This is a genomic window from Streptomyces sp. NPDC049597 (assembly GCF_040675505.1).
Taxonomy (GTDB): domain Bacteria; phylum Actinomycetota; class Actinomycetes; order Streptomycetales; family Streptomycetaceae; genus Streptomyces.
Map to the genome: position 1 here is coordinate 104,455 of NZ_JBFAOY010000023.1, position 17,359 is coordinate 121,813.

The 17,359-nt window shown below is 67.1% G+C and carries 15 protein-coding genes; 4 read left to right on the forward strand and 11 right to left on the reverse strand.

What is annotated here, in order from left to right; genetic code table 11:
- Window positions 1-64: 64 nt before the first annotated feature.
- Window positions 65-550 (forward strand): ATP-binding protein, encoded by a 486-nt coding sequence (locus AB0K02_RS24435; protein ID WP_365994646.1) that lies wholly within the window; start codon window positions 65-67, stop codon window positions 548-550.
- Window positions 551-746: 196 nt separating this feature from the next.
- On the opposite strand, the gene AB0K02_RS24440 is transcribed toward AB0K02_RS24435, so the two are convergent.
- Window positions 747-1,979 carry a class I SAM-dependent methyltransferase gene (locus tag AB0K02_RS24440; RefSeq protein WP_365994647.1) on the reverse strand — a complete coding sequence of 411 codons (1,233 nt, stop codon included), beginning with the start codon at window positions 1,977-1,979 and terminating at the stop codon, window positions 747-749.
- A 98-nt stretch (window positions 1,980-2,077) separates the two neighbouring features.
- On the opposite strand from AB0K02_RS24440, the gene AB0K02_RS24445 reads away from it, so the two are divergent.
- Window positions 2,078-2,230 carry a hypothetical protein gene (locus tag AB0K02_RS24445; RefSeq protein WP_365994648.1) on the forward strand — a complete coding sequence of 51 codons (153 nt, stop codon included), beginning with the start codon at window positions 2,078-2,080 and terminating at the stop codon, window positions 2,228-2,230.
- A gap of 66 nt (window positions 2,231-2,296) precedes the next feature.
- Here AB0K02_RS24445 and AB0K02_RS24450 read toward each other — a convergent pair whose 3' ends face one another.
- From AB0K02_RS24450 to AB0K02_RS24485, 8 genes are all read right to left on the reverse strand, one after another.
- A complete protein-coding gene (locus tag AB0K02_RS24450) occupies window positions 2,297-3,922 on the reverse strand; it encodes an ABC transporter substrate-binding protein (protein ID WP_365994649.1) in 1,626 nt (541 codons plus the stop codon).
- 231 nt (window positions 3,923-4,153) lie between these two features.
- Window positions 4,154-5,371: an ABC transporter substrate-binding protein gene (locus tag AB0K02_RS24455; protein WP_365994650.1), complete on the reverse strand. Its 1,218-nt coding sequence runs from the start codon at window positions 5,369-5,371 to the stop codon at window positions 4,154-4,156.
- A gap of 530 nt (window positions 5,372-5,901) precedes the next feature.
- The gene (locus AB0K02_RS24460; RefSeq protein ID WP_365994651.1) at window positions 5,902-6,315 is read right to left on the reverse strand and encodes a RidA family protein; all 414 of its coding nucleotides are present in this window, start codon (window positions 6,313-6,315) and stop codon (window positions 5,902-5,904) included.
- A gap of 267 nt (window positions 6,316-6,582) precedes the next feature.
- Window positions 6,583-7,722, reverse strand: coding sequence for an FAD-binding oxidoreductase (locus AB0K02_RS24465; RefSeq protein WP_365994652.1), 1,140 nt, complete (start codon window positions 7,720-7,722; stop codon window positions 6,583-6,585).
- Window positions 7,723-7,772: 50 nt separating this feature from the next.
- A complete protein-coding gene (locus AB0K02_RS24470; RefSeq protein ID WP_365994653.1) occupies window positions 7,773-8,576 on the reverse strand; it encodes an ABC transporter permease in 804 nt (267 codons plus the stop codon).
- The gene (locus AB0K02_RS24475) at window positions 8,573-9,436 is read right to left on the reverse strand and encodes an ABC transporter permease (RefSeq protein WP_365994654.1); all 864 of its coding nucleotides are present in this window, start codon (window positions 9,434-9,436) and stop codon (window positions 8,573-8,575) included. The genes AB0K02_RS24470 and AB0K02_RS24475 overlap by 4 nt, the downstream gene beginning before the upstream one ends.
- Window positions 9,397-10,509, reverse strand: coding sequence for an ABC transporter ATP-binding protein (locus AB0K02_RS24480; protein ID WP_365994655.1), 1,113 nt, complete (start codon window positions 10,507-10,509; stop codon window positions 9,397-9,399). The genes AB0K02_RS24475 and AB0K02_RS24480 overlap by 40 nt, the downstream gene beginning before the upstream one ends.
- Window positions 10,506-11,558, reverse strand: coding sequence for an ABC transporter substrate-binding protein (locus AB0K02_RS24485; RefSeq protein WP_365994656.1), 1,053 nt, complete (start codon window positions 11,556-11,558; stop codon window positions 10,506-10,508). Before AB0K02_RS24485 ends, AB0K02_RS24480 begins: the two co-directional genes overlap by 4 nt.
- Before the next feature lie 583 nt (window positions 11,559-12,141).
- Between AB0K02_RS24485 and AB0K02_RS24490 the strand changes: the two genes are divergently transcribed.
- A complete protein-coding gene (locus AB0K02_RS24490) occupies window positions 12,142-13,392 on the forward strand; it encodes a hypothetical protein (protein ID WP_365994657.1) in 1,251 nt (416 codons plus the stop codon).
- A gap of 750 nt (window positions 13,393-14,142) precedes the next feature.
- Here AB0K02_RS24490 and AB0K02_RS24495 read toward each other — a convergent pair.
- Together AB0K02_RS24495 and AB0K02_RS24500 are read right to left on the reverse strand one after the other, a co-directional pair.
- The gene (locus AB0K02_RS24495) at window positions 14,143-15,585 is read right to left on the reverse strand and encodes a sodium:solute symporter family protein (protein ID WP_365994658.1); all 1,443 of its coding nucleotides are present in this window, start codon (window positions 15,583-15,585) and stop codon (window positions 14,143-14,145) included.
- Window positions 15,586-15,953: 368 nt separating this feature from the next.
- A complete protein-coding gene (locus AB0K02_RS24500) occupies window positions 15,954-16,673 on the reverse strand; it encodes a GntR family transcriptional regulator (protein WP_365994659.1) in 720 nt (239 codons plus the stop codon).
- Between the two features lie 492 nt (window positions 16,674-17,165).
- On the opposite strand from AB0K02_RS24500, the gene AB0K02_RS24505 reads away from it, so the two are divergent.
- A partial coding sequence (locus tag AB0K02_RS24505; RefSeq protein ID WP_365994660.1) for a serine dehydratase beta chain occupies window positions 17,166-17,359 on the forward strand: 194 nt, incomplete at its 3' end.

Here is a 17,359-nt window from a genome sequence, read left to right on the forward strand (position 1 = left end):
GGCCCTGCCCTCTGTCACGCCAGTGAAGCAGTGCAGAGACCCCCGACCGCATGGGGAGCACACCATGTACCTCGACAGCACCCACCCCGCCGAGACGGCAGTCCATGATGTGCGCCCGGTCCCTGGGATCTGCAGCCTCAGCATCACGGCGCCGGCCCACGCCGTTTCGGTCGGCACCCTGCGAAGCCGCGCCTCCGCGCTCTTTGCCGGGTGGGCGATGAGCGACGATGAGCAAAGCACTGCAGCGCTGGTGATCAGCGAGCTGCTCACTAACGCTGTCATTCACGGGCACGACCAGATGACACTCCAGGTCGCCCTGACCACCTCCGAACTGGAAATCATGGTCACCGATCACGGCAGGCCCAAGAACTCCGCCCCACCCGGCGACCCCGAGGAGCACGGCCGAGGGCTGTCCCTCGTCGCCGCCCTCACGCACGACCTGCGCATTGACCAGATGGCAACAGGATGGCGCACTCGGGCGCGCATCGACCTCGCCACCGCACCACCGGCAACTGCCAGTGCCCGCCCAACTCAAGGCAGCATGACGTGAATGCCCATGGTGGAGACGGACACATCCTGGCGGTCATGGCCGACGGCGGCGCGGCTCCGGTGGGGTGAGCGGTCCGCCTGTCGGAGAGCGGCCATCAGATCGCCGACCGTCTGGTGACCGCCCGCTCAGGTGCGCCACTCAGGCCGCGACCACGGTTTCGAGCCGTCATGGCGTGGCGTGTCGCAACCGAGGCGTCTCACCGCAGGCCTGCCAGGAACTCCACGAGCCTGCGGAGGCGGGACGGTCGGGGACCGGGATCGGCGGTGCGTTCGACGACGAGGTGGTAGGCCTGCAGTGCGTTGACATGGAATGCGTGTGTGCCGCCCCACAGGAAGAGCCGGAACGCCCGGTAGGTCTTCTCGCCCCATCTGGCGATGATGTCGTCTTTCGCGGCGTCGAGGCGATTCGCCCACTCCAGCATCGTCAGCTCGTAGTCGTGGGTCTCCCTGGTCACGTCCAGCACCTCGAAGCCGTGGTAGAGCATCTCGGCGATGACGTCTTGGAGCGTCATGTAGGTGTGCCTGCCGCCCCAGATGTGGTCGCGGGTGAACGAGCTCACCGAGAACTTCTGGATGGACGCGGAGGCGTCGAGGTAGAGGCGTCCGCCGGGCTTCAGCACGTCCCACGCTTTCGCGGCGAATCTGCGGTAGTCCGGGAGGTGCTCGATCACGCCGTAGATCACGGCGTGGTCGTACGGTTGCGATGGGCGATGGGCGAGGAAGTCCTCCAGCAGCACCTCGCCGGGAAGGTTGTTGTCGGCGATCAATGCCCGGATGTGGTTGGCGGAGTCCTCTGCGAGCGTGAGCGTCGTGACGTGCACGCCGCGTTCGCCGCAGTACTGGGTGACACCGCCCCAGCCCCCGCCGATGTCGAGCAGTCTGGCGCCCGGCTGAAGGTCCAGTGCGGCGAACATGGTTTCGAGCTTGTGCTCGGACGCTTGCTCGATCGTCTCGTCAGGGTGCTGGAAGAGGCCCTGCGAGTAGAAGCGGAACCGCTTGTCGATGAACGTGAGGTAGAAGTCATCGCCCCGGCTGTAGTGCGCGGAGACAGCCTGCTTGTTCATCTCGAGGGGTGAGCGTATGAAGTCGTACAGGAACTGCAGCCGCTGGCGCATCGGCACCTGCTCCCTCAGCGCGGCGCGGACACCGAACAAGGCAGCCAGGTCACCTTCGACGTCAATGTCGCCCGACACGAAGGCCTGGCCGATCGCTATCTCGGTGAGCGGCGTACGCAAACCGCGTTCCGAGCGGAACGTCACCCGATATCGGGGCTCGCCCACGCCGGCCGCCACGATGGCACCGGAGGGCAGCTCTATCTCCCCCGGCAGGTCGGCGGCGGCCAGCAGCGCCGCGAGACCAGTCCGGGGCAGTCCGGTTGCGCCTGTGGCGCGTCGGTCGAGATTCGGGCTCATGCTTGCGGGTTCAGTCATGCGAAACTCCCTTTCCAGGTTGTGCGCTGCAGGCGCGGCGTTTCAGCACCTGAGGTCAGCCCGCTGCCGTTGGCGCGAGCGCAGGTGCCGGCAGAGACGTGGCGTCGTTCGAAGTGGCCGAGGAGGAGGTCCTCAGGTGGGGTGCGGCATTCATCGGCGGCGGCGCAGGGCTCGACGCCGACTGCACGAGGCGCCCCGGCAAGCCGCTCCCGCGCAGCGCACAGGCACGCGGATGTCTGCTCGCCGGTTGAGGTCGCCCGCCGTTCGGTGATCGTGTCGGATGTACACGATCTGCGGCAGGGTCCTTGGGCTTCAGGTCAACGGTGCCGCACGGTTTCGTCGCTCATGCCGTGGCTGAGTTCCCACAGTTGCAGGGTGGCGGAGGAGTTCATGACGTACACGCTGCCTGTGATGTCGTTGCGGGCGGCGAGGTACTGGTTGCTCTGCCACAGCGGCAGGACGGGTACGTCGTCGGCGACGATGTCCTGGATGTCGGTGAGGTTTTCGGAGATGGTGAGTCGGTCGGCCTCGCGCCGGTACTGCGGGATCAGGGTGTTGCGGATCTCGCTGTTGGCGTAGGGCAGCTTGAGAGAGTTGTCCTTGTCGAGGAACGGCGCGAGATAGTTGTCGGCGTCTGGGAAGTGCGGGAACCAGCTCATGCCGTAGACGTCGTACTCGCCCTTCTGTGCGGCCTTGTGGAAGGTGTCCCAGGGGGTGCCCTGGATGCTGACGTCGAACAGCCCGCTGTCGTTGAGCTGCTTCTTCAGGATTTCGAACTCCCGGGCGGTGGTAGGGCCGTAGCGGTCGGTCGTGTAGTGCAGCGTGAGCTCCACTGGGGTGGTGACGTTCGCCTCGGCCAGCAGCATGTGGGCCTTGGAGACGTTCGGGGCGCCGTACTTGTTGAAGAACGCGTTGGTGTGGCCGACGATTCCGGCCGGTACCAGCGAGTACAGGGGCTGCGCCGCGGTGCCGTACACGCTGGAGACCAGCTGGTCGCGGTCGATGATCCGCGCCATGGCCTGGCGGACGGCCTTGTTCTTCACCGATGGCGCGTTGGTGTTGAAGCCGAGGTAGCGGATCTCGAGGCCCGGCATCTCGACCAGGTTCACGCTGCTGTCGGTGTTGTTCTGGAGCGTGTGGATCTGCTCCGGTGTCATCGTACGGGCCATGACGTCGATCTCGCCCTGCTCGAAGGCGGTGCCCATGGCGTCGGCGTCTGTGAACGGCTGCAGCACCACCTTGTCGTTCTTCGGCTTCAGCCGCCCCTTGTAGTGGGGGTTTGCGGTGAAGGTGGCCTTCACCATCTCGTTGGCCTTGACCTCGGCCTGCATCGTGTACGGCCCGGAGCCGTCGATCGAGAAGCCGTGGCGCAGCGTGTTGCTGTCGTAGTCCTTGGGGTTCACGATGCCGGCGGCCGGCGTCGACAGTTTGAACGGGAAGATGGCGTCCGCGGTCCTGAGGTGGAAGATGACGAGGTCGTCCTCCTGTGTTTCGACGGTGTCGATGGTGGACAGCAGCGCGAGGACACCGCTGTCGGCCTTCAGGGCGCGCGCACGGTCGATGGAGAACTTCACGTCGGCAGCGGTGATCGGGTCGCCGTCGGAGAATTTCAGGCCGTTGCACAGCTTGCACACATAGCGCTCGTTGCGGCTGTCGGTGAAGCCGCAGCTCTCGGCAGCCTCCGGTACCGGCTCTCCCCCGCCACGGGGCTGGACCATCAGCGTCTGCACGGTCTGTCCCAGCAGGTTCCAGGCACCCGCGTCGTGCGCGTACGCGGGATCAACCGGAGCAGGAACATCACCGGAGGTGAGGAAACGGTCCGTAGTACCGACGACGATTGTGTCACCGCCGTCGTCGTCCTCACTGCTGAATCCGCCGCAGGCAGCCAGCGAAGGGGTGAGCAGAGCAACGACGGCCAGCAGCACCACAGTCTTACGGTTCATCCTCGAATTTCTCCAGAGCTGTCAAGTCCTCGTCAGTACGCACGAGTGGTCCGACGGATGACATGGATGTGGCGAAGTCGCGCCCCCGGGCGGCGTGTTGCAGCCGGAGTGCTGGCACAGGCAAGGGACTGGCCCCACCAAGCGCCTTGGTGAGCGCGAGGTCGGCATGCTGGTGGGGTTGCACGGTTTGCCCCTTGTTTGGCCCTGACTCTTTGTTCGGGCTCCCAGCGTTTACGGGGTGAACTGCGTGTTCAGCGTCGGGTTCCTCTTCAGGTCGCACACTGAGTTCTCGTACGCCGGAGGCACATCGGTCTTGGTGGTGAGAACATCGAATCCGTGCTTGTCATTGGCTTGGGCTAGGGTGATGTTCTGTGTCACGTGGTGCGAGCGGCCGTTCATCGCCACTTTGCCGTTCGGCGCGTCGATGGACAGGCCGGATTCGAGGGCGGCGATGACCTTGTCCTTGTCGAGGCTGCCGGCCTTGTTGACCGCCGCGGCCCACAGGTGCCAGCCGTTCCACTCATTCACCGCGGTCGCGGTCACGTATCGGTAGTTCTTGCCGTACTCCTCCTTCCAGGTCCTGAGGAAGGCGGCGTTGGCCGGGGAGTCGAGCTCCTGGAAGTAGGTGTGGGCGACCGTGGTGCCCTTGCTTTGTCTCGGTGCCAGCATGAGGTTCTCGCTGCCTCCGCCGAACGTCGTCGAGATGACCTTCATGCTTTTGTTGAGTCCGTTCGCGACGAAGTCCCGGTAGAAGGCAGCGTGGTTGGCGCCGACGAGCAGGGAGATCACGACGTCAGGCTTGGCAGCCCGAAGGTTGTCGATCACCGGGCTGAAGTCCGAGCTCTCCAGCGGGACGAAGTCCGCGCCGGCGAGCCAGGCACCAGATCTTCCTTCGTACTGCTTCACCCAGTCGGCCGACACCCGCCCGAAGCCGTGGTCTGGCGCCACGATGTAGATCTTCTTTCCGAATTTCTTGGCGGCGTACGGGATCAGCGGCGCCAGCTGCTGGGACGGGACAGGTCCAGTGGCGAAGAAGTTCTTGTCACAGACACCACCTTCATAAGGGGTGTTGTAGAAGTAAAGCGTCTCTGTGCGGTCGGCGACGGACCGGATCGCTTCACGGGAGGCGCTGGTGGTGCCGCCCATGATGACGGAGACCTTGTTCTGCAGGGTGAGCTTGTTGGCGTACTGGGTGTACCTGGCGTTGTCGGACTGCGCGTCATAGCTGATGAGGATCAGCGGTCTCCCCAGCACACCCCCGTTGTCGTTGATGTCGTTGATCGCGAGGTTGGTGGCATCGATTTTGGACTTGCCGTAGACGTTGAGCGGCCCAGTGATGTCGAGAATGCTGCCGACGGCAATCGGCCCATGTGAGTCTGATCCCGTTTCGCCGGCGCTGGGCCCAAGGCAGGCGGCAGCCAGCAGCACTACCGATGAAGCGAGCGCCATATTCCTGAGCGTGTGCGGTCTCTGAGAGCGTCGCATGGGGGCACCTCGATCTGTTTGATTGCGGAGATTCCGTCACCGCGAAGCGGTTAGGAGGCCCATGTGTTCGGAGCCGGGACGGGAGCAGGCGCGGTGGGTCGGTCAGGGTCGTCGATGCCGGTGACGTGGCGATCGGCATGGGCACAGCGTGCTGCTGGCCTGCCCCACCCGAACGGAGCGGCTTGGCGCCGCCCCGGGTCCGAGCTACAGCGAGGTGCGCTCCGACGGATCACAGGGACGTCGTGGAGTCACGGCCCACCCTCGCCTGCTTGCAGCCAGACGTGTGGGACAGGCAGGGAGACAGGCCGGCCGGGCAGAGGGAGCGCCGCAGATGCAGATCTCGCCACATACGACGAGATCTGCATCTTCACGGCATGGTGCGCCCGGTTGGCCTCAGGCACGCTCATCACCCCGCGGCGCCTACCTCTTTGCGGATGCCCTCACCGTCGGGTGGCCGTGACTTACGCGGACGCCGATGGTCGCCGCTCGTGGTCTCAACCGACGACGGCGAGGGCGTCGATCTCGATCAGCAGCCGCGCGGGCAGGCCGACGTAGATGGTTGCGCGAGCTGCTTGGGGCTCTTGCAGGTCGGCGAAGTACTGGTTGTAGATCTCGTTGAACTCGGCGCTGTGGGCCCTGTCGGTGAGATAGATGCGCAGCATCATCACGTCTTCCCACCTGGCGCCGCCTTCTTCGAGGACGGCCTTGACGTTGGCGAGGGTCTGCAGAGCTTGTTCACGCAGGTCGGGGCCGGCGAGGGTGCGGGGCGGGGCGATGTTCGTGGGCAGGTAGCCCACTTGACCGCCGACCTGGAGGATGTTTCCCTTTCGCACCCCGTGCGGGAACGCGGCGGACGGGGCGTTGTGGGTGGGCGGCATGATGGCTGTCTTGGTAAGAGTGTTGTTCATGAGGCCGTTTTCCTTGGCGGGATGTCGGTGATGACCTGGGTTGCCAGGGCTGGGAGCGGATGGGGGCGCCGGGTCCGTTGAAGGGCAGGTGAGCTCGAGCGGGCATGGCTGATTGCTCGGCAGCCCTGCACGCTCGATCGCTGGCCAGTGATGCGTCGGCGCCGAGGTGTCTGTCCGTTGCTGACGGGTTCTCGCTGGTTGTGCTGCCTGCGCGTCATCGCGCAGAGCGCCCTTGTGAAGGGTGGTCCCGGAGCCCCTGGTGGGCGCTTACTGCTGGCCGGGGCGGCGCGCAGCCTTGAGTGCGAGAGCTGCCTCGGCCGGTGCGACACCGTCGGTGAAGCGGCCCGGGCGGAACGGCGCGAGGAGGGGGGATTCCTCGCCGTGTACTTCCGCGGCGACCAGGTCTGCGAGCAGGGGCGCAAGCGTGATGCCGCTGTGGGTGGCGACCGCGTAGATGCGTTCCGCCGGGTCGGTGAAGCCGGCCACGGTGACGCCGTCGGCCGGCATGGCCCGCTGGCCCACCCGGATCCGCTCGATGCGCGCGCCCGTGGTTCCGGTCAGTACGCCGGGGAGTCTGGCGAGCATCTCGGCTCCGATCTCGTCTCCCGGCGGGGTGTCGGCGTCGGCGGCCTCGTCCAGGTCCAGTGCCTGCATAAGGAGCCTGCCGCCGCCGTCGGGCCTGAGGTTCAGCCGGTCGGTGGTCAGGACTCGCGTCAGCCGGGCCGGGACTGCTGTGGTGCTGGCCAGGAAGCCGTTGGTGACCGTGCCGAACAGGCGGGTGTCGAGGACCGGGATGTCGACCAGCATGTTGGTCCAGCGGCCGGTGCAGGCGATCACGACGTCGGCGGTCCGCGTGCTGCCGTCGGCGAGTGTGACGGTTGCCTCGTTGGCGCCGGAGGTGATGTCCCGTACTGCGGTGCCGGTTTCGATGCGGGCTCCGCCTGCGCGTGCCTCGCTGAGGAGGCGCGCCAGCAGTGGGGCCGGGAAGACGTGTGCCTCTTCGGGGAAGTACACGTACTCGGTGCCCTCCGGCTGGGGCGCGAGGTCGGGTTCCAGTTCGATGGCCTGCGCCGGGGTGATCCGTTCGGCCGGGTACCCCCGGCTCTCCAGTCGCTCCAGCCGGATCGCCAGCTCGGCCTGATGCGCCTCGTCGCCGGCGCACTCCAGGTGGCCGGTGGCGAAGAACCCCTGGCCTCCGAGCGCGTGATGGGCGCGGACCGCGGCGTGGTTCAGTTCGAAGTACGGCTCGGGAATCTTGTTGTTCGAATTGACCCAGGTGAACGACGTGCTGGTGGTTCCGGCGCCGGGATAGCGTTCTTCCAGCAGGGTGACGTGCGCCCCGCGGCGGGTCAGCCCGGCGGCGACAGCGCTTCCCACGACGCCCGCGCCGATGACGACAACTCGCACGGGTACTCCTTTCGTTCCGTCCCTACCTCGGGACGGGGGTTGATGCGTGGTCAGCGTTCGTCGTCGGCGCCGAACAGGCGCGCCACGCCGACGAAGCGCTCGATCACGACGATGGCGATGAGGGCGAAGAGCACCATCAGGGTGCTGACGGCCGTCACGCTGGGGTCGTAGTCGTATTGCATGTAGTTGAAGATGCGGACGGGCAGGGTTTGCATGTCTGACGTCACGACGAACAGGGCGACGGTGAGATCGTCGAACGAGGTGATGAAGGCGAAGAACGCCCCGCCGATCAGTGCCCCGCGCACGGCGGGCAGGGTCACGTGCCAGAACACGGAAAGCGGAGCGGCGCCGAGTCCTGCGGCGGCCCGCTCGGCCGAGCGGTCGAGGCCGGCCAGGCCGGCGAGTGAGAGCCGCACGGTGTAGGGCACGGTCAGCACCAGGTGCGCCATCAGCAGGGTGAGTGGGCTGGATGCCAGGCCCAGTTGGGCGTACCACTGCAGCAGTCCGATGCCCAGCACGATGGTCGGGACGGCGAACGCGCTGGACAGCAGCCCCTCCAGGAGGGCGCGTCCGGGGAACCGGTGCCGGTGGATGGCCAGACCGCCGGCCAGGCCGATGACGACGGAGACGATCGCTGCTGCCACGGCGATCCCGATGCTCAGGCCGAACGACGACATGAACTCCGGTTTGCTCAGTACGTCGGCATACCAGTGCAGCGTCAGGCCCTTGGGCGGGAAGGTGACGTAGGGGGTGGTGGTGAGCGAGGAGGCGATCGTCGTCAGTACCGGGGCGAGCAGGAACAGCGCGACCAGGGTGGCGAAGGCGGCTCCGAGGATGCGGATCGAGCGGCTCACGAGAACACCTCTTTTCCGCGGCCCAGCAGTCGGGAATAGGCGATGAGAACTCCCGTGGTGACGACGACCAGGATGAACCCGATCGCTGCCGCGTAGGGCCAGTCCAAGGTGGTGGTGGCCTGGGTGTAGACGAAGTACGGCATGAGCTTGACCTTCGGTCCTCCGAGGATGGCGGGGGTGACGAAGCTGGAGGCGGTCAGGCTGAACACGATCACCGAGCCGGCCAGCATGCCGGGGACGGACAGCGGGAGAGTGATCCGCCAGAAGCAGGTCCAGCCGGTGGCCCCGAGTCCCTTGGCTGCCGGCAGGAGTGTGGGGTCGATCCGGTCCAGGCTGCCCATCAGGGGCAGCACCATGTAGGCCAGCATGACGTGGACCATGCCGATGAGCACCGCGGTGTCGGTGTAGAGCAGTTGCGGGGCTTCGAGCCCGACCGCCTGCAGCAGTTGCGCCAGCGGGCCCCTCGGGCCGAGGACCACCGTCCAGCCGTACGCCCTGATGACCATGCTGATGAGCAGGGGTGAGAGCAGGAGCAGCGCCAGCCAGTTGCGCAGTCGCGGGGAGCGGCTGCGCAGGTACAGGGCGTAGGGATATCCGATGGCCAGGCAGCCGATCGTGGTCAGCAGGCTGATCCGCAGGGTGTTCCACAGCACGTCCCGGTAGAAGGGGTCGCCGAGGAAGCGGGTGTAGTTGTCCAGGGTGAGGGTGCCCTGCTGGGTGCGGAAGCTGTTGATGGCCATCGCGGACAGCGGGGCGAGGAACAGCAGGGTGAAGACTGCTGCGGCGGGGGCGGCGAGCAGCAGTCCGGTCCGCCAGCGGTTTACGGCCGCACGGCCAGCGAGGCGTCCGACGAGCGCCATGTACAGGTCACCTCCGCTCCTTCGAGAGGAACCTGCGCGTCGAACGGCAGCGTCGCGCTGATGGTGCCCGCCTTCGTGACCACGTCGCAGCGCACCCGGGTGCCGAGGAATCGGGTGTACTTCACCGTGCCGGTCAGGCCGTTGCCGGCGCCGGGGGTGATCTGGACCGCCTCCGGACGCACGTAGAGGCGTACGGCCTGGCCCTCGGCGGGCAGGTTGGCGGCGGGTGTGGCGGCGACGAGGTCATCGGCCAGGCGGCACAGGTAGCCCGTTGGGGACGGGCCTGCGGCGTGTCCGTCGAGCGCGTTCACCTCGCCGATGAACTCCGCGACGAAATCGGTGGCCGGCCGCTGGTAGATCGACCGGGGGTCGTCGAGCTGGTGGATCACTCCGTCGGCCATCACCGCGATCCGGTGGGAGACCGCCAGGGCTTCTTCCTGGTCGTGGGTGACGAGGATCGTGGTGGTGCCGATCCTGCGCTGCAGCGCCACCACCTCGTCGCGCAGCCGGACCCGCAGCTGCGCGTCCAGGTTGGAGAAGGGCTCGTCGAGCAGCAGCAGATCGGGTTCGACGACCAGGGCTCTGGCCAGGGCCGCGCGCTGCTGCTGGCCGCCGGAGAGCTGACGCGGGTGCCGGTCCGACATGCTTCCCAGGCCGACCATCTCCAGGGCGTCGGCGGCCTTCTTGCGGCGCAGCGGAGTCTTCACCTTGCGCATGCGCAGCCCGAACGCCACGTTCTCGGCGATCGTCATGTGCGGGAACAGTGCGTAGGACTGGAACACCATGCCCATGGCGCGCCGGTGGGGCGGCACGGTGGTCACGTCGCGCCCGTCGACCTCGATGGAACCGCCGTCGGGCATCAGGTGGCCGGCCATCATGTTGAGGGTTGTGCTCTTGCCGCAGCCCGAGGGGCCGAGCAGGGTGAGGAATTCGCCCGGTTCGGTCAGCAGGTCGATGCCGCGCACGATCTCCTTGCCGCCCAGGTTCTTGCGCAGCCCGGAAAGGCGCAGCCGCCCCCGTTCGGCCGCCGGGACCGCGGTGGTCGCCGCGGCCGTCTGCGTCGTGTCGTTCACTGGGTCTCCACCTGCTTGTTCCACTGATCGGTCCACGCGCTGCGACGCTGGTTGATCGTGGTCCAGTCCAGCTGCTGCAGCTTGGCGACCTGATCGGGGCCCGTCACCTTGGCGGCCAGAGCCTTGTCCAGATGCGCGTCCTTCGCGGTGGGGCCCGCGTAGGCGGCTGCGGCAAGCTTTTCCTGAGCGTCCGCGCTGAGAAGGGTGTTGACGAACTTCTGGGCGAGTTCGGCGTGGGGTGCCTTGTTCACCACGTTCGCGGTGGCGAGGAGGAGCGCGGCCTTCTCGCGGGGGTAGACGAACTTGACGGGGAAGTCCTGGCTGGCCAGGTTCTGCACCCGGGCGTTGCCCCACACGGAGGCGACCGCCTGACCCTGCAGGAAGTAGTTCGACACGTCTGCGCTGGTGTCGAAGGTGAAGGTGTTCGCGGCGAGCTTGTGGGCGAAGTCGAAGCCCGGCTGCGGCTGCCGCTCGGATCCGCCGTTCGCCTTCGCGCCCATCATCAGCAGGCCGACACCGTAGGTGTTCGTGATCGAGGGCAGGACGACCTTGCCCTTCAGCTTCGGATGGGCCAGATCGGCCAGGCTCTTCGGCGCGGGCAGCCCGTTCTTGGCGTACCAGTCCGCGTTGTACGCGATGCCGGTCGCGTTGAGCGAGAAGCCGGCGCCCACGTCCTTGGGGAGTCGTGCCAGGCTGTCGATGTTGGACAGGTTCGTCACCGTCTTCGGGTCGAGCGGTGCCAGGAGGCCGTCGCTGACGGCCTGGGCCTGCGGGCCGTCGTCGATGAGCGCCACGTCGATCTGCGGATTGGCACGCTGCGCCTTGAGCTTGGCGATGGTGTCGACCGAGCTGCCCGCGATGTAGGTGACCTTGCAGTCGCAGGACTTCTCGAACTCGGGGACGACGGACTTCTCGAAAGCCTCCTGGTACGAACCGCCGTACCCGGCGACGACCAGGGTGTTCTTGGACGCGCTGGGGGTGGGTGTCCCGCAGGCACTCAGACTGAGAGCCGCAATACAAACGCCTATATAGGCGACTTTTCTAGACATAAGCCGCTACCTCCGGAGGGGTCTGGGTCAGGGAAGGTGAATCAGGGGGTGGTGAAGCCCGTCACGGACGCCGTGCGACGGATGGGCTGCAGCCGGGAACGAGCGTCTGTGCGATGCGGTCGGCGGATCACGCGTCCCGTCAGATGGCGACGATGTGCAGCGTGCGACCTGGCACCGTCATGCTGTGACCGTACAATTAGCCAATTGACCGGTCAAGACGTCACCGGGATTTTTCGCAGACGCCGTGGACGGATGCTCCGGTGCATCCGTCGCTGCCACGGGTTCGGCGTGGTCGCAGCGGGCCTTGTCGCGTACTCCGAGGGTGATCGGGCCGTTGCCCTTCGCCGGCTGAACGGGCTGACCGACGACATGCGGTCTGTCGGGTGACGGAATACGGGCGCTGATCGGTCCCGCGATCGCGGTGATCGTTTCCCACTGCGCTGGTCGGGGGTGGGTGCATCGGCACTGCTCGCAGGACGCCGGGGCTGTCCAGCCGGTGTGGTGGCGACTGGGTGGGTGAATGGCCGCCGCCCAGCGGCGCGGGAGTGATAGGGCCATCAGGCGCCCCACTAGTCATGTGTGTATGACCGATCTTCGCTCGTGGCGACGGGCCGTCGGCTTGGCCGTGGCCGGTGCCGTGCTTCTGCCTGGGCCGGTCGCCGTCGCCGTACCGCATGTGCAGCCTGTCGCCGCGCCGTACACCGCGATGCCCGTATCCCCTGACGCTTCCGGTGCGCGCGCGCTGGCCAGGAGCGTCTTGGCGGAGGATCAGCGCAAACCCGACGATGTCGACCTGTTCACCCCTCAGGCGTACGCCGACGCTTCCCCCATGGAGTCGGCAAGCGGCCCGAAGCTGTCGCAGGAGCAGGTCCGCCGTCAGCTGGTCCGCTTCTTGGACCAGCAGTTCCGCAAGGACGCAGCGTCTGTCCGGCGCACGCTCTCGCTGTATGACAGCCCGGCCGTGCGGACCAGGATTGCCGACCCGGCATTGCGGGCCGCGTACGCGGCCATGGTCGACACCTTGTGGGAACCCACCATCGACCACTTCCTTAACAGCGGGCGGTTCACCACCGTCACCTTCGGCGCCACCATTCATCCGGACTCCGTCGCCGAGTCCGTCAACAATGGAGATGGCACGCGCCGGATCGTGTTCAACCAGCGCTATGACCGGGAGAACTTCGCCCTGTTCATCGGCGTCGTGGGTCACGAGATCATGCACGACGACAGTGCGAACTCCGGATCGGAGGAGGCCATCCTCCACGGCCTGACCGCAATGGTGCACGCTCAAGTGGTCTCCCGACATCCCGAACTTGCCTACGCCGGAACCGAGCTGACCCGCCGGACCAACACCGCGGTGCTGGCGTGGCTGAACTCCAAGAACCGCGACTCGCCGGACAGCCAGCTCGTCGCCCCCGAGGGACTCGGCGTCTTCCCGGGCGGGCAGATCAGCGCACCAGACTTCTGGTCGCTGTTCGGCAATCCCACCGACTCATCACCCGCGCCCGCAGGTATCTTCACCGAGGTCCTGGCTTTGTTGGGTCTGCCTGGATCGTCGGTGTTCGACAAGCCCACCGCCGCCACCTTCGGCCGGGCGGACGACAGCTGGCTCAGCTACCCCGACCGTGTCGGCCTCAACATCCTGCTCCAGGCCATCACGGTGAAGGAGATCGCCCGCGAGCACGACCTGTCCAAGGACCGCGTGATCAGAATCCTGTCCCTCCGGGATGAACTCGCTGTGATTGGAGCGCACCGGCCCAAGCAGCACTGCCGGCATCGGCCAAGCAGCGCCTCCTGGCCCACGACAGCAACAGCATGTGCCTCACCAGCCTGGTAACGCGGCCCGCTGCTCCACCTGCCGCATGCCTCGTGTCCGCGGCGACAGGACAGCGGGTTGCCAGCCATCGCAAGCTATGACGCCTGTGGGAACCCCTATCCGGCGCTGCTCCACAGGCACCATGAGTCTGGGAATCCCCGCGATGCATCATGGGACGCCCCCGTCGCGGAGCAGAAGAAGCCACCGGTCACAGCATTCCATCGGTAGCCCGAACGCATTCGGCACGCATGGCCAGGACGAGGGCCGCCGGGGCCGTCGCCTGCCAAGGCCCAGTCGGGTGATGCAGCGGGCTGGCGGTTGGAGCCGGAGCAGGCCCGATGTCCGCCACTGCATGGCCCCACCCGGCACGACACGCTTCCCGCCCTGCCGCGGGAGAGAGGGAAGCGGTGTTCGTGCAGCGCGGGTGTGCCCGGGCAGATCCACGACGGGGCCCGTGGCGAGGTCAGGCCCTGGCTCCGCAAGCACACTGTTCCGAGCTTTTCATGCAGTCCCACTGCCCATCGGCTGCCGGCGATACGGACCGTCCGGAGTGGTCTCGGCCGTGCAGTAGGTTTCCCCGGGCCTGCTCACGCTCTGGCGAGCGAGAACCCGCTGATGACGTGCTGCTGGACTGCGTCGATCAGCTCATGCTGAGCGCGGTGCGCCCGTCCGGGACTGCCTGGGCGCCGCCCGGGACAACAGGCCGTGCGGGCGCCGTGCCTGCCGCCCCTGCACCGATGGACGGGACGCGGGTACCGGGCGGGGTGCGGGTCATGCTTCCGGACTCCCCTTCGGCTTGGGCTCGAGGTGTGCGGGGCGGGGGGTGCGCGCGGCGAACGTGGTGATCACGAGGGCGGAGGCGGCGATGCCGTAGAGGACGTAGGGAACATTGGTGTTCAGCGCCTGGGCGGTGCCGCAGCCGACGAGGCCGGCGGTGAGGGCGGCAAGGGCGGCGGCGGGGGTGAGACGGGCGCGGCGGTGCAGCAGGTAGCCGAGGAAGATGGGGGCGGCGAGGGCCGAGGCCGAGTAGGCGTAGGAAGCGACCAGCCAGGTAAGTGCCTGGGGCACGGCGATGGCCAGGGCGACGGCGAGCGTGGCAACGGCTGTGCTGCACAGCCGGGAGCCGGTCACCAGGCGGCGTCCGCTGTCGGTGCCGTTCTTGTCCGCTGCCCCGTACAGGTCGCGGACGATGCTGGTGACGACCGACTGCAGGGCGGCGCCGGCGGTGGAGACGATGGTGGCGACGAGGAAAGCGCCGTAGATGACCATGATCCCGGCGGGCAGTTGGGTGACCAGCCAGCCGGCGGCGCCCTCGGGGTGGGCCAGTCCCGGGTTGAGGGCACGCACGGACAGGCCGATGGCGCTGGCGTAGACGCCTGCAATGAGGATGGTCAGGCCCGACAGGATGAGGCCGCGGCGGGCGTCACGAACATTCTTGGTGGCGAAGACCCGCTGGTAGTACACCTGGTTGGTGAGGGTGCCGGGGAGGATCGCGGCGGCCCACAGCCAGATCTGGGCGCCGCCGACAGCAAAGAATCCCTCGGGCCTCCAGAGTTCGGCCGGGACATGGGTCGTGATGCCGTGCCAGCCACCCGCGAAGTGGACGGCATAGGCGGCGAAGCCCAGGGCCATGACGATCTTGAAGATGCCGAAGATGAAGTCTGTCCATGCCACGGAGGTCAGTCCGCCGGGAAGGACAAAGGTCAGTGCGGCTACCGCGATAACGGGGACGAGGACAGACGGTGGCAGGCCGGTCAGCTGGCCGAACAGTCGCGCGAAGGCTACGAACTGGGTGACCAGCCAGCCGAACGGCACGATCAGTGCGCAGAGCCCGGCGATGACTGCGACAGCGCGGTTGCGCCCGAAAAGGCGGGTGACGACGTCGGGAACGGTCGCGAAGCCCTGCGCGCGGAGCCAGGGTGCGATCAGGGAAAGCACGACGAAGCCCAGTACGACGCAGAGTTCGTAGGCGAAGATCGACCAGCCCGAGGCGTAGGCGACGCCGACGTGGGCGACGAGGACACCACCCCCAACGGCGGTGGCGAACTGCGTGATGACGACGACGCCGAGGGGCAGCGACGCGGGCGCGGAAAGCCAGTCAGCGGCTCCCTTGGCGCGGCGGGCGAAGTGAGCCGAGAGCACCGCACCGATGGCGATGATCAGGAGGCCTGCGAGGACGGTCGCGGCAATCTGTGATGTCGAGTGGTGCGGCATGCGGAGACTCTCCGCGGGTGACAGGGACGAACCAGGTCGGGCTATGTTAACGGCGGCCCTTGCGACATGGGCAGTCGTCGCGTAGGCATGCGGCTGTCCAGGACGACGAAGCACCGCGACGCGGCTTCGTGGCCGACGGCGCAGCTGCGGAGAGCGGGGCGTCGACGCGGTCGGGGTGAGAGCTGCGTGCGAGCCGGCGCCATACCCTTCGGCGCGGCGGAGGCACTGCCCGGGCGGCGGGAAAATGCGCGCTGCGCCACGGCCGCAGACGCAGAAGTCGCCGGCTGCGGCAAGACTGGCGCACGGCCTGCTTGCGGTGCGGCTGGCCAGGGCGGCGACCCTTCCGCGGATGGTCGGGGCGCCCGGGGTCAGGAAGACGTGTCCAGGACGGAGCTTTCGATGAAGAAGTCTCTGATGCCTGGACGCATGATGTCCCACCTGGCCTCGGCGAGCTGGCCGTTCACCAGCCTGCTTTCGCGGCGCAGCCGGAGCACGGGTGTGCCGGGTTCGCACTTCAACAGGTCTGCCATGGTCTCGTCGAGTGCCTCGGGTTCGATGTACAGGCGCGTGGTCGAGATCGGGATACCGACTCGATGGAAGTAGTGCAGGGAGGTGAGCTGTTCCAGATCCTCGTCGAACAGGTGGGGGGCGAGGGCGAACGGAATGGCACTGAGCTCGAGGGTGAGGGGATCGCCCTGATCGTTGTACTTGATGCGCCTCAGTTGATTGACGGGGGCATCGTCGTCGATGCCGGGCATCGGGACGCCCGCATCCCGGGCTTGGACGACGCGCGCGGACAGCACGACGTGGGGACCGTGCGTCTCCGGCCCGGTCTGGCGGATATTGACGTACCGCAGCAGGTTCATTTGCTGGCTGCCGCCAGCGACGAAGGTGCCGCGCCGCCGGTAGCGCACGACGAGCCCGGCGCTCGCCAGGTCGTCCAGCGTCCGCTTCGCGGTGGCGCGACTGACGCCGTATTGCTCCCGGAGCTCGGCCTCAGTGGGGACCTTGGCCCCGGAGCGCAGTTCTCCCGATCGGATCCGGGCTTCGAGGTCGGCGCGGATCTGCTGATACTTGGGGGTAGTCACTGATGACATCCAACCATTTGTTAATTGACCGGTCAATGTTATCGAGCGCTGACGGCTTCCGGCGAAGGAGCCTGAATACGCCGCTGGTGATGATCACGGCGCTTCATGGGTCATCCCGTCTCGCACCGTGCTCTGACGGCCATGCGACGCCGGTCAGGGGCGAGGCGGCCGTCCCTACGGAGGGCGCGAACTCGGCGCAGGACTGTCCGCCGGCTTCAGCCTTTGCCTGCGCCGTCCCGGATTCGCGAACACGTCACATCACCGCGCCGGCGTCCCGAAGACCACAGCCCGCGTTGCCGTCATCCCCTGATCACCCGCATTCCGCAACACACTGTCGATCCGGTCAATCCCGCCGGTCACAAGCCATGACCGGCCCGCAGGCGTCCAGCCGACTCCACCCTGCCCGCACGGAGAGCACCTGGCGATGGATCAGCACGGTGAATCCACGTTACAGGTATTGATCGGTCAAATAATGAATGGTTTGATCGAATCATGGCGCTCAGCATCTTCGACCTGTTCTCGATCGGCATCGGCCCCTCCAGCTCCCACACGGTGGGCCCGATGCGCGCCGCCCGGATGTTCGCCCGGCGCCTGAAGAACGAGGGCCTGCTGGCCCACACCGCCTCGATACGCGCCGAGCTGTACGGCTCCCTGGGCGCGACCGGACACGGCCACGGCACCCCCAA

Coding starts and splice junctions, on each gene's coding strand:
- AB0K02_RS24435 (WP_365994646.1), top strand. CDS start 65: ATGTACCTCGACAGCACCCACCCCGCCGAGACGGCAGTCCATGATGTG.
- AB0K02_RS24440 (WP_365994647.1), bottom strand. CDS start 1,979: ATGACTGAACCCGCAAGCATGAGCCCGAATCTCGACCGACGCGCCACA.
- AB0K02_RS24450 (WP_365994649.1), bottom strand. CDS start 3,922: ATGAACCGTAAGACTGTGGTGCTGCTGGCCGTCGTTGCTCTGCTCACC.
- AB0K02_RS24455 (WP_365994650.1), bottom strand. CDS start 5,371: ATGGCGCTCGCTTCATCGGTAGTGCTGCTGGCTGCCGCCTGCCTTGGG.
- AB0K02_RS24460 (WP_365994651.1), bottom strand. CDS start 6,315: ATGAACAACACTCTTACCAAGACAGCCATCATGCCGCCCACCCACAAC.
- AB0K02_RS24475 (WP_365994654.1), bottom strand. CDS start 9,436: ATGGCGCTCGTCGGACGCCTCGCTGGCCGTGCGGCCGTAAACCGCTGG.
- AB0K02_RS24485 (WP_365994656.1), bottom strand. CDS start 11,558: ATGTCTAGAAAAGTCGCCTATATAGGCGTTTGTATTGCGGCTCTCAGT.
- AB0K02_RS24490 (WP_365994657.1), top strand. CDS start 12,142: ATGACCGATCTTCGCTCGTGGCGACGGGCCGTCGGCTTGGCCGTGGCC.
- AB0K02_RS24495 (WP_365994658.1), bottom strand. CDS start 15,585: ATGCCGCACCACTCGACATCACAGATTGCCGCGACCGTCCTCGCAGGC.